This window comes from Caulobacter sp. GSs2, assembly GCF_058680895.1.
In genome coordinates this window covers 2,754,700-2,766,447 of sequence record NZ_CM178725.1, presented here as the reverse complement: position 1 = coordinate 2,766,447, position 11,748 = coordinate 2,754,700, and the positions used below count along the sequence as shown (strand labels likewise).

At 68.1% G+C, this 11,748-nt stretch carries 7 protein-coding genes and 1 pseudogene; 4 read left to right on the top strand and 4 right to left on the bottom strand.

All coding sequences use genetic code 11. The features are described from left to right. Positions 1–5 precede the first annotated feature (5 nt). Positions 6–1,211, top strand: coding sequence for a winged helix-turn-helix domain-containing protein (locus tag ACW17Z_RS13480; protein WP_492056370.1), 1,206 nt, complete (start codon positions 6–8; stop codon positions 1,209–1,211). 43 nt (positions 1,212–1,254) lie between these two features. On the opposite strand, the gene ACW17Z_RS13475 is transcribed toward ACW17Z_RS13480, so the two are convergent. Both ACW17Z_RS13475 and ACW17Z_RS13470 read right to left on the bottom strand, forming a co-directional pair. After that, positions 1,255–1,392 (bottom strand): hypothetical protein, encoded by a 138-nt coding sequence (locus ACW17Z_RS13475; protein ID WP_419254085.1) that lies wholly within the window; start codon positions 1,390–1,392, stop codon positions 1,255–1,257. 89 nt (positions 1,393–1,481) lie between these two features. Continuing rightward, positions 1,482–2,930: a protein adenylyltransferase SelO gene (locus ACW17Z_RS13470; RefSeq protein WP_492056369.1), complete on the bottom strand. Its 1,449-nt coding sequence runs from the start codon at positions 2,928–2,930 to the stop codon at positions 1,482–1,484. 258 nt (positions 2,931–3,188) lie between these two features. Here ACW17Z_RS13470 and ACW17Z_RS13465 point away from each other — a divergent pair, with 258 nt between their 5' ends. Together ACW17Z_RS13465 and ACW17Z_RS13460 are read left to right on the top strand one after the other, a co-directional pair. Further along, the gene (locus ACW17Z_RS13465) at positions 3,189–5,705 is read left to right on the top strand and encodes a TonB-dependent receptor (RefSeq protein ID WP_492056368.1); all 2,517 of its coding nucleotides are present in this window, start codon (positions 3,189–3,191) and stop codon (positions 5,703–5,705) included. A gap of 163 nt (positions 5,706–5,868) precedes the next feature. After that, the gene (locus ACW17Z_RS13460; protein WP_492056367.1) at positions 5,869–8,286 is read left to right on the top strand and encodes a M20/M25/M40 family metallo-hydrolase; all 2,418 of its coding nucleotides are present in this window, start codon (positions 5,869–5,871) and stop codon (positions 8,284–8,286) included. A gap of 143 nt (positions 8,287–8,429) precedes the next feature. On the opposite strand, the gene ACW17Z_RS13455 is transcribed toward ACW17Z_RS13460, so the two are convergent. Continuing rightward, complete coding sequence (locus ACW17Z_RS13455; RefSeq protein ID WP_492056366.1) at positions 8,430–10,298, bottom strand: AMP-binding protein; 1,869 nt, start codon at positions 10,296–10,298, stop codon at positions 8,430–8,432. 285 nt (positions 10,299–10,583) lie between these two features. Here ACW17Z_RS13455 and ACW17Z_RS13450 point away from each other — a divergent pair, with 285 nt between their 5' ends. Then, complete coding sequence (locus tag ACW17Z_RS13450) at positions 10,584–11,516, top strand: CPBP family intramembrane glutamic endopeptidase (protein ID WP_492056365.1); 933 nt, start codon at positions 10,584–10,586, stop codon at positions 11,514–11,516. Positions 11,517–11,546: 30 nt separating this feature from the next. Here the strand turns inward: ACW17Z_RS13450 and ACW17Z_RS13445 are convergent. Next, a pseudogene (locus ACW17Z_RS13445) lies at positions 11,547–11,745 on the bottom strand (hypothetical protein); the annotation flags it as partial. Positions 11,746–11,748: the final 3 nt, after the last annotated feature.

Genomic DNA, 11,748 nt, shown 5'->3' with positions numbered 1-11,748 from the left:
TGGCCATGACCGAGAAGCTCTCCGCCAGGACGGCGCGACGCATGGCGCTGGCGGCGCAGGGGTTTGGCAAGGCGCGCCCCACCGCGCCGGGGCGACGCCATGTGCTGTCGACGATCGACACGCTGGGCCTGCTGCAGATCGACTCGGTCAATGTGGTGTCGCGCTCGCACTATCTGCCGCTGTTCTCGCGGCTGGGCGACTATCCGCGAACGCTGCTGGAAGATGTGGCCTGGGGCAAGACGCCCGCCCTGGTCGAATACTGGGGCCACGAGGCCTCGCTGATGCCGCGCGACCTGCACCCGCTGCTGCGCTGGCGGATGGCCGACGCCAAGGCCGGGGTGGGTGTCTGGAAGGGCGTGGCGAAGTTCCTCGACAGCCATCCCGACCTGATCGCCCGGGCCCTGGACGAGATCCGCCGGCGCGGCCCGCTTTCAGCCGGCGAGCTGGAGACCGGCGCCAAGAAGGGGCCCGGCGGCTGGTGGGGCTGGAGCGAGTCCAAGCGCGCTGTCGAATGCCTGTTCTGGATCGGCGAACTGACCACGGCCACCCGCCGCGCCGGCTTCGAGCGGGTCTATGGCACGCCAGACCAGGTGCTGCCGGCATCGCTGATCGAGGCCCCCACGCCCCGCCGCGAGGACGCCCACCGCGCCCTGCTCGCCCGCGCCGCCGGGGCCATGGGCGTGGCCACCGAACGTGACCTGCGCGACTATTTCCGCATGGGTCCCGCCGAGAGCCGCGCCCGCATCGCCGAGCTGGTCGAGGACGGCGTGCTGATCCCCGCCCGGGTCGAGGGCTGGGAGCAGGCGGCCTATGTCGCCGCCGGGGCCGCGCGGCCGCGCAGGATCGAGGCCCGCGCCCTGCTCTCGCCGTTCGACAACCTGATCTGGTTTCGCGAGCGCACCGAGCGGATCTTCGACGCCCGCATCCGGCTGGAAATCTACACCCCCGCCCACCTGCGCACCCACGGCTACTATGTGTTGCCGTTCCTGCAGGGCGAGACCATCACCGCCCGGGTCGATCTGAAGGCCGACCGCAAGACGGGCCGGCTGTTGGTCCAGGCCGCCCACGCCGAGCCCGCCGCTGACGGCGACACAGCCTCCGCCCTGGCTCGGGAGCTGCGGCTGATGGCGGGGTGGTTAGGCCTAACGGACGTTACGGTCGCCGACAGAGGCGACCTGGCTCACGCCCTGATGGCTGAACTGAAGGTCTGAACCGCGCGGTTGACGGGTCTGGTCAGGCCAGACCGGAACGACCTCAGGCGACCTCGCGGCCCTCGCTGAGGCATTCGCTGATGGCGCGCGCGCAGCCCGGTATGCCGAGCGCGCCGATGAACGACATGGCGACGGCGCCGACCAGCATCACGGGCTGAAAGATCGATTGGAAGAAGCGCATGGAGTCTCTCCGCAAAGCCTCACCGTTCGGCACGATGCAGACCAGTAAGCCCGAACCGTGACAATTGTTCCGGACCCGCACGGAAAAGTTCAGACGGCGTTGTTTTTGTCACCGGGACCCGGAAACCCGTAGGCCTGCCTGGTCGCCTCAATCCGGTCGAGCTTGGCCCGGAGGGCAGACCAGTCGTCGTCGGCGGCGATCGGCGCCCACAGGGCTTCGACCTCCTCGATCAGCAGTTCCTCGGGTTCCGGCTGCGCGAACACCGCATGGTCGAGGCGCTCTGGCCGATCCGGCTCGAAGTCCGCCAGACGACGACGGAAATCGGCGAAGGCGTCCTGCCCGTAGAGGCCCGCGCGGGGGCCGGCCATGGCGCGGCCCTCCGACACGGCGCCGCCGAACCAGTCGAAGAAGAACGGCTCCCAGCGCAGGTCGTCGCCGCCGCCGGCCAGCGCCTTGAAGGCTGAGCTGACTAGGTCGATGTCGGCCTGGGGGTCGCGCGGCTTCAGGGCCAGACGCCGCAGCATCGCCGCGCGCAGGGCGTCACGATAGGCGTCGGAAAAGCCGTTCAGCGCCTCCAGCAGTCCGGCCTGATCGGTCACCAGGGTGAGGCAGGCGGCCAGCTGCTGCAGGTTCCAGAACACCGCCTCGGGCTGGCGGCCAAAGCTGTAGAGGCCCGAGTGATCAAAATAGGCGGCCGTAAAATTGGGATCATTGCGCGGCAGGAACCGCCACGGGCCATAGTCAAAGCTCTCGCCGGTCACGACCATGTTGTCGGTGTTGAGCACGCCATGCACGAAGCCCGCCGACATCCAGCCGGAAAGGAGTTTCGCGCTGGCCTCGACCACCGCCCGCATCAGCACGGCCGGCCGGTCGGGCTGGTCGGCGAGGTGCGGATAATAGGTCTCGACCGCGTGATCGACCAGCACGGTGATCAGGTCGGGGCGTTCCAGATAAGCCTGGCGCTGGAAGGTGCCGAAACGGATATGGCTGTGCGACAGGCGGGTCAGCACCGCCGAGCGGGTGGGGCTGGGCTCGTCGCCACGCTGCAAGGCCTCGCCGGTCTCGACCAGCGAGAAGGCCCGCGAGGTGGGAACCCCCACGGCTTCCAGAAAACTCGCCGCGAGGATTTCGCGCATGCCGCCCTTCAGGGTCAGCCGGCCATCGCCCTGCCGCGACCAGGGCGTCTGGCCCGAGCCCTTGGTGGCCAAGTCGAGCAGGCGGCCTGCTTCCGCCTCCCGAAGCTGGGCGAACAGAAAGCCCCGGCCATCGCCCAGGTCAGGATTGTAGCTGCGGAACTGATGGCCGTGATAGCGCATCGCCAGCGGCTGGGGCTGATTGCCGGGCAGCGGCGCGAAGCGGCCGAACGCGGTGAGCCATTCGGCGTCGGACAGGTCCTGCAGGCCCACCGTGGCCGCCGCACGATCATTTCGATAGCGCAGGCGGGTCATCGGAAAGTCGGCGGGAGCGACCGGATCGGCGAACTCGCGCCCCAGGGCCATGAACTGCGGATCGGGACGGTAGGCGGGCGATACGGTCATGGGTCGCAAATGAGCCCGCCCGCCCCGTCTGGCAAGCCTCGCCCGCCCCGTCTTGCAGGGTTGAGAATGGCGAGCGACCCGTGTCGCTTCTCGGCAACAGACCGTTCAGATCCTTTTGTCTGTAGGGGTTTTAACTTGCTCTGGCTGCCCGTGCTCCCTAACCGTTCAGTGTCAATTCGAACACGCGTTCGGGTGAGTCCAAACAAAAACAGCCGCAGGCGATGCAAGCGCCCGTGGCATAACGAACTGAGGTAGGAAATGCGCTTTACCCAGGTGCTTTGCTGCACGGCGTCTGCCGTCGTGCTGGCCGGTCTGTCCACCGCTGGCGCCGTCGCGGCCCAGGAAACTGACATCCCCACCGTCGACAGCATCGTCGTCACCGCCCAGAAGCGCGAGCAGAACCTGCAGGACGTGCCGGTCGTGGTGACCGCCGTCGGCGCCAAGCTGCTGCAAGACACCGGCGTGAAGGACATCAAGGATCTGACGATCCTGACCCCCGGCCTGACCGTCACCTCGACCACGTCGGAAGCCTCGACCACCGCCCGCGTGCGCGGCGTCGGCACCGTCGGCGACAACCCCGGCCTGGAAAGCTCGGTCGGTATCGTGATCGACGGCGTCTATCGTCCCCGCAACGGCGTGTCGTTCGGCGATCTGGGCGAAATGGACCGCATCGAAGTCCTGAAGGGTCCGCAAGGCACCCTGTTTGGCAAGAACACCTCGGCCGGCGTCATCAACATCGTGACCAAGGAGCCGGAATTCGGCTTCGCCGCCAATGCCGAAGCCACCATCGGCAACTTCAACGCCCACGGCCTGGCCGCTTCGGTCACCGGACCGCTGTTTGGCACCGAGACCCTGGCCGGCCGCCTGTACGTCGCCGCCCGCGAGCGTGACGGCTACAACGACGTCGTCACCGGCAAGGGCCCCAGCAAGCGCAACGAGGACTCCGACCAGGGCTTCTACACCGTGCGCGGCCAGCTGCTGTTCATCCCGGACGACAACGCGACCTTCAAGCTGATCGGCGACTACACCAAGCGCGACGAAAACTGCTGCGGCGCCGTGCAGATCCGCACCGGCCCGACCTCGGGCATCCTGGCCCTCGTCAATGGCGGCGCGGCTCTGGCCTCCACCGCCAAGCCCTATGACCGGATCGCCTATTCGAACCGCGGCGCCCCGTCGTCCATCGAGGACATGGGCGTTTCGCTGGAAGGCAACATCACCCTGCCGATCGGCGAACTGACCTCGGTTACGGCCATCCGCAACTGGCGCACCGACAACGGCCAGGACAGCGACTTCACCACCGCCGACCTGGCCTACCGCAACAAGGACGGCACCAACTTCAGCGAGTTCACGACCTACACCCAGGAACTGCGCCTGGCCGGCAAGACCGAAAAGCTGGACTGGCTGGTCGGCGCCTTCCTGGCCGACGAGAAGCTCGATACCGGCTCCAACTTCCTCTACGGCAATGACTACGAGCAGTATCTGGGTCGCCTGTTGTCGCGTTCGGCCGCCAACCCGGCCGGCATCGCCAACTTCGTTGCGCTCCTGACCGGTCGCGCGCCGAACACCACGTTCACCCCGGGCAAGGGCCTGGTGGACACCTACGCCCAGCGCTCCAAGACCATCGCCCTGTTCACGAACAACACCTTCCAGTTCACCGAAGCCTTCGGCATCACCGCCGGCCTTCGCTACAGCTCGGAAAGCAAGGACGTCGACGCCTACCAGACGATCACCGACGGCGGTGTCGGCTGCGGCTTCGCTCTGACCCCGGCCGGTCAGGGCCGTATCGCCGGCATCGTCGGCGCGGCGGCCACCCCGACCATCGTCGGCAACCTCTGCCTGCCCTGGGCCAACCCGCTGTTCAACAACCGCGGCACCCACCAGGAGCGCACCGACAAGGAATGGTCGGGCACGATCAAGGCGGCCTATCGTTTCTCGCCTGAAGTGTTCAGCTACGCCTCGTTCGCGCACGGCTACAAGGGCGGCGGCTTCAACCTGGACCGCGCTCAATCCTCGAACGGCCTGCCCAGCGGCGGCCAAGGCGTCCTGCCGGTGCTCGACACCTCGTTCCCGGCTGAGTTCGTCGACAGCTATGAAATCGGCCTGAAGAACACCCTGTTCAACCGCTCGGTGCTGCTGAACTTCACCGCCTTCTACCAGAAGTTCACCGACTTCCAGCTGAACACCTTCCTGGGCACCTCGTTCGCGGTGCGTTCGATCCCCGAAGTGACCTCGCAGGGTGTCGACGCCGACTTCCTGTGGTTCACCCCGGTGCGCGGCCTGACCGTTCAGAGCGGCTTTACCTACGCCAAGACCGAGTATGGCGATCAGAAGATCCCCAACGATCCGACCAACGCCCTGTCGCAGCTGCCGGGCAACCGCCTGTCGCTGGCGCCGGAATATTCGGCCTCGGGCTCGCTGACCTATGAGCGTCCGGTGGGCGACAACTATCGCGCCCGCTTCAACGTCGGCGCCAAGTACTCGTCGGACTACATCACCGGTTCGGACCTGTTCCCGCCGAAGACGCAGGACGCCTACACCGTGGTCAACGCCCGGGTCGGCTTCGGCGCCGCCGACGAAGCGTGGACCGTGGAACTGTGGGGCCAGAACATCCTCGACGAAGAGTACACCCAGGTCGGCTTCAACGCCTTCCTGCAGGGCTCGTCGGGCCTCAGCGCCACCAACACCACCTATGTGCCGGCTAACGACACTCTGACCTATGACGCCTTCCTCGGCGCGCCGCGTACCTACGGCGTGACCCTGCGGGCGAAGTTCTAACCGGGAGGGGATCCGAGGGCCCGCTCACCAAAGCGAGCAGGGCCTTTGGCTTTCGGATGAGGAAAGGGCGATCCGGGCAACCGGGTCGCCCTTTTTCTTTTGGCCTTCCGATCGCCGCCAAGCCGACGCACCCTGTGCAGAGGATTCGATCGCGAGGCAGGCCGTGAAGACGATCAGGATACTGGGCTTCTGGATCTGCCTGGCCATCGGCGTCGCCGTGGGCGCCTTGGCCCAGCGAACGCCCCAGCCCGTCGACGCCTCGGCCCCGGCTGCCGCCTTCTCGGCCACGCGCGCCATGCACGATGTGCGGGCCATGGCCCAGCGCCCCCACCCGACCGGATCGGTCGACATCGTGCGGGTGCGCGACCACCTGCTGACCCGGATTGGCGAACTGGGCCTGGAGGTTTCGGTCCGGCCGGGCGAGGGCTTCCGCCCCTATTCGAAGGACGGCCGGTCCTTGGGCGTCGCGGCCGTGCAGAACGTGGTCGGCGTCCTGCCCGGACAGGACCGCGACCTGCCCGCCGTGCTGGTGATGAGCCACTATGATTCGGTGCACAATTCCCCCGGCGCCGCCGACGACGCCCTCGGGGCGGCGGCGGCCCTGGAGATCGCCCGCGCCCTGAAGGCCGGCCCGCCGCCGGCCCGCGACGTGATCTTCCTGTTCACCGATGGCGAAGAAGCGGGCCTGCTGGGCGCCGACGCCTTCTTCGCCCGCGACCCCACCGCCAAGCGGGTCGGGGTGGTGCTGAACATGGAGGCCCGGGGCGACGCCGGCCGCGCGGCCATGTTCCAGACCGGACCCGAGAACGGCGCCCTGATGGCCGTGATGGCCCGCGAGGCCGCCCGCCCCTCGGCCAATTCCCTGGCCTCGACCGTCTATGAGCGCATGCCCAACGACACCGATTTCACCCACGCGGTGGAGGCCGGGCTGCCAGGGCTGAACTTCGCCCTGATCGACAACCAGCTGGCCTATCACACGCCGCTGTCGACGCCCGAGCGGCTGGACCAGGGCAGCCTGCAGCACATTGGCGACCAGGTCCTGCCCATCGCCCGGGCCCTGGCCGACGGCCAGACACTCCCAGCCAAGACGCCCAACGTGATCTATTCCGACGTGCTGGGTCTGGTGCTGATCAGCTATTCGACCGCCATCGGCTGGGCGCTGCTGGCCCTGGCGGCCGCCATGATCGGCTTTGTAACCTGGCGCGCCCTGAGCGGCGGGGTGACCTCGCCGCTGGAGATCGTTCGCGGCGTGGCCGGCGCCGTGCTGCTGCTGCTGGCCAGCGCCCTGGTGCTGCATCTGCTGGGTCGACTGCTGAACGTCGGCGACGGACAGAGGCTGTATGACCTGCTGGGCCGCTTTGACCTGCTGCTCCTGGGGGCCGGCGCTCTGGGCGTCGGCGCGGGGCTGCTGGTGATCACGGCCCAGGCTCGGGGCGCGCGGCGGATCTGGCCCAGCCTGGCCGCTATCGCCCTGGGCGGGGCCTGCAGCCTGGTCGGCGGGTTTGATCCCGTCGGTCTGGGCCTGGGCGCTGCGGTCGGCGTGCTGTGCTGGGCGGCGCTGGGCCCGCGGGTCGGGGTGCTGGGCGTCTGGATCGGCGGGCTGGTCACCCTGCTGCTGCTGTCCCTGACCGCCCAGATCCTGGCTCCTGGCGCGACGGTGATGCTGGTCTGGCCTCTGCTGCTGGCCGCCCTGGGCGCGACCCTGGCCATGGGCCTGGGCGGCACCCGCGATCGCCGCGTCGCCTTGGCCATGACCCTGGCCATGAGCGTGCTGGCCACCCTGACCATCGCCCAGCTGACCGCCTGGGGCGCCTGGACCTTCGCCGGGATCGGCCTGATGGAGCCCGCCGTCCTGGCTGTCTTCGTGCTGCTGGCCACCCCCGCCCTGGTGCCGATCACCTTCGACTTCGCGCAGTCGCGCTGGGGCTGGCGCGGCGTGGTCGTGCTGGTCGTGACGGGCCTGGGCCTCGTGATCACCGCCGCCGTCCCCGCCGCCTCGCCCGACCGGCCCAACCTGACCGAGGCCCATCACTTGGCCGATCCCTCGACGGGCAAGGCCTGGCGGGTCTCATCGATGCCGCAGCTGGACGACTGGACCCGCACGGTCCTGATCGCCGACGGCGGGGTGGACCTGAAGATGCAGGCCCTGCCGCCGTTCCACGCCGATCCGATCTGGATGGCCCAGACCCGCGCCGTCGAGGTGGCCCCGCCGATCCTGACCGCCGAACGCTCGGGCGACCGGCTGATCGTGCGGGTCATCCCTGGCCCCGGCGCCGAGGTGCTGAGCCTGAAGATCCGCGCCTCGACCGCCCTGCACGATCCGCGCCTCAACGGCCGGCCGATCATCCTGACCAGCCAGCCCGACGCCTGGTCGACCGTGACCTATCACGCCCCCGACCCCAACGGCGTCACGCTCAGCTTCACGTCCGAGGCGACGGGCCGGGTCGAGGCCGCCGTGATGGAGATGCGCGACGGCTGGCCGATGGACGCCGCGCCGCCCGCCACCAAGCCGCCCGAGCTGATGGCCACCGGCATGTCGGACAAGACCGCCGTCCTGGCCCATGCCCGGCTAGCTTGGTGATAGAAAACCCGCTCTCCCCGGCGAAAGCCGGGGCCCAGATTCAGCCTGAGCCTTTGGGGCTGGTTCGAGATCCGGCGCACCAAATCCACTAGCCTCACCGGGTTCGATCTGGGCCCCGGCTTTCGCCGGGGAGAGCGGTGTGTTTACACCGCCACCACGCCCTCCGGCGGCGGATTGACGTACAGCGCCTCGACTAGGGCCGCGCGGCGCTCCAGCGTCGCGCGCTGGTTCACATAGCCCTTGTCGGTGATCTCGCCGGCGTCGATCGAGGGCGGTTCGGTCATCACGGTGAAGCGGGCGATGCGGCGCGACGAGCCACCGGCCCCGGCGTTGAACGCCGCCAGCCGCTCGCGCAGGAAGGCGGTCAGCTTCTCCATCGGCGTGCCCGGTCCCGGATCGGCGACCAGGGCCATCAGCCCCGACGGCGAAGGCCAGAACAATGCGCCGATGAAGCCCTTGTCCTGACCGCAGATCACCGCGTCGGCGATATAGGGGCTGCACGCGGCCACCAGGTCGGGGCGCAGCACCCCGACGCTGACCCAGGTGCCGCTGTCCAGCTTGAAGTCCTCGGTCACCCGGCCATCGAACACCAGCCCCTTGGCCGGGTCTTCCGGATCGACGAACCGCGCCGCATCCCCAAGCCGGTAGAAGCCCTCTTCGTCGAAGGCCGCCGCTGTCTTTTCCGGATCCTTGTGATAGCCCGCCGCCACGGTCGGCCCCTTGACCCGCACCTCGAACTTGGAGCCGCTGGGCGCCAGTTTCAGCTGGATGCCCGGCAGCGGCAGTCCGACCAGACCGACCCGCTCGGTGATCCAGTGGGTGACGGTGATGCCCTGCGTCTCGGTCGCGCCATACATGGTGGTCAGCGGAATGCGCTGGCCGGTCTCGGCGACGGCCAGGGCCTGGATCCGCGTATAGACGTCGTTGGACAGCGTCGCCCCGCCATAGCCCATATAGCGCAGGTTCTTGAAGAACGAGGCGCGCAGCACCGGGTCGTTCTCCATCGCCTCGGCCAGCATGGAAAAGGCGATCGGGGCCGAGCCGAACACGATCGGCGAGACCTCGTAAAGGTTCTTGATCGTGGTCTCGAACATGCCGGGCAAGGGCTTGCCCTCGTCGATATGCAGGGTTCCGCCGGCCCACAGAACGGCGTTGAACCCGATATTGCCCGCCGAGATGTGGCTCCACGGCATCCATTCCAGGCTTTGCGGAACCTCGCCGGTCTCGGGCTCCTCCAGCTTCAGGCCGTCCTGGCCGGCGATCACCCCGGCCATCATGCCGTGGGTCTGGGGCACGGCCTTGGGCATGCCGGTCGAGCCGGAGGTGAACAGGTACTTGGCCACCGTCGCCGAGCCCAGGGTCTCGCGCGAGGCCTCGACCGCGAGGGTCGGGACCGTGGCGGCGATGTCGGCGAAGCTCACTGCGCCCTCACCGGTTCCGTCTGCGGTGACCACCAGCACGGTCGGGTCGATGGCCTTCAGCGTCTCCAGCGCCTTGGCGAACAGCGCCCCGCTCTGGGCGAAGATCACCCGCGGGGCCACCTTGTCGAAACAGTGCTTCAGCTTGGCGTGGTCGCTCGAGATCAGGCTGTAGGCCGGGCTGATCGGCGCGGCCGGAACCCCGGCCGTATAGGCGCCCAGGGTCATCAGGGCGTGCTCGATCGAATTGCCCGACAGGATCATCACGCTGTCATCGCTGGTCAGGCCCTGGTCCAGCAGCCACTGGGCGATCCCCTCGACCGCGCGGAACGCCTCGCCATAGGTCGTCATCCGCCAGGGCCCGTGACCGGGCTCGCGCTGCTTCAGATAGGGCCGGTCAGAGTGCTCGCCGGCCTTCTGCGCCAACAGGTGAGCGATGGAGCGCGGCCCCTCGCCGGGCGCGTGGTTGGAGGTGATGACCAGTGAGCCGTCAGGCCGATAGTCGACACTGACCTCGGGCCCCTTCATCGGCAGAGGCTTGAAAGCCACCGTGCTGACATCGCGCAAAGGCGACGCGCCATCCGAAGGCGTCATGGTCTCGCTCCCTGTAGGTTATCATTGTTCTCTTTGGGGCGAGACGTTAGCGCAATGCCGGCGAACGGCAAGATGGCTCATGGGCGACGCGGGGCCGGCGGGGCCGACGCGGGGCCGACGTCACCCCTGACCGGCCACGGGGGCCCCTCACCGGTCGAAAACAAGGACAGACGACATCAGGTGACAAATATTTAAATACACAGGACCACAATTCCGACGCTAATACACGCAGCATCCACCCATCATTACAGATTGGTAAGGCGAAAACACCGCCTGTATTAGATCATGAAACACGTCGAACTCTATGCGCCGCGCACGACGCGCCATCGCCGCACCTGGACGGCGGCCGCGATCCCGCTGATCGTGCTGTTCTTCATCGCCGGCCAACTGCTGACCATCTTCGGCATTCTCAAGCCGATGGGCTTTCACCAGGCCGACCTGGCCACCCAGTGGCAGCCCCTGACCATCCAGCTTCTGGGCTTTGGCTTCACCGCGCTGCTGGTCCTGGCCTGGGCCTGGCTGTTCGAGCGTCGTTCTCCCGCCACCCTGGGCCTGAATGGCGACGCCCTGCTGCGCTATGGTCGCGGCCTGCTGGTGGGCGCCGGCTTCCTGTTTGCCTCGATCGGTCTGGCCTGGGCCCTGGGCGGCTACAAAATCGAAGGTTTCGGCGTCTGGACCGGCCCCTCCCTGGCCCTGTTCCTGCCGATCCTCTGCATCTTCGGCGGCTTCATGGTGCAGGGCGCGACCGAGGAGCTGATGCTGCGCGGCTGGCTGATGCAGCTGGTGGCCTCGCGTCATGGCCTGGTCATCGCGATCATCATCAATTCGCTGATCTTCGCCCTGCTGCACGCCGGCAATATCGAGCCCTCGCCCGAACTGGCCCTGGCCCTGGTCAATCTGGTGCTGTTTGCCGTGATGATCAGCCTCTATGCGATCAAGGAAGGCTCGCTGTGGGGCGTCTGCGCCTGGCACTCGATGTGGAACACCCTGCTGGGCGTCGGCTTTGGCCTTGATGTCAGCGGCGGCAAGATCGCCGTCCAGAGCCTGGTCGTCGACCTCGCCCCGGCCCAGGGCGCCCCCTGGTGGCTGACCGGCGGCGCCTTCGGCCCGGAAGCCAGCGTGGCGACCAGCATCGTACTGCTGGCCGGCGTGGTCTATTTCCTGGCGACCGGCGCGATGCGTCAGGGGCAGCGCTATTCGGCGCCGGGGCTGGGTTAGGGCTCACTGCCCTTTCCCTCCCTTCCACCACCCTAAAACCTCCCGTCATTCCCGCCCTTGTGGCGGGAACCCCTGGTTCAGCTGACACGTACAGCGCCAGCGGATCGCCAGCGATCCGCCCCTCCCGCACCTGCGGCGGACAGAGGGGTTCCCGCCACAAGGGCGGGAATGACGGGGAATTATGGGGATGGCGGTTTGCCGCCGCCCCTTCACCTCGCGGCCAGACCATCAT

Coding starts and splice junctions, on each gene's coding strand:
- ACW17Z_RS13480 (WP_492056370.1), top strand. CDS start 6: ATGACCGAGAAGCTCTCCGCCAGGACGGCGCGACGCATGGCGCTGGCG.
- ACW17Z_RS13475 (WP_419254085.1), bottom strand. CDS start 1,392: ATGCGCTTCTTCCAATCGATCTTTCAGCCCGTGATGCTGGTCGGCGCC.
- ACW17Z_RS13470 (WP_492056369.1), bottom strand. CDS start 2,930: ATGACCGTATCGCCCGCCTACCGTCCCGATCCGCAGTTCATGGCCCTG.
- ACW17Z_RS13465 (WP_492056368.1), top strand. CDS start 3,189: ATGCGCTTTACCCAGGTGCTTTGCTGCACGGCGTCTGCCGTCGTGCTG.
- ACW17Z_RS13455 (WP_492056366.1), bottom strand. CDS start 10,298: ATGACGCCTTCGGATGGCGCGTCGCCTTTGCGCGATGTCAGCACGGTG.
- ACW17Z_RS13450 (WP_492056365.1), top strand. CDS start 10,584: ATGAAACACGTCGAACTCTATGCGCCGCGCACGACGCGCCATCGCCGC.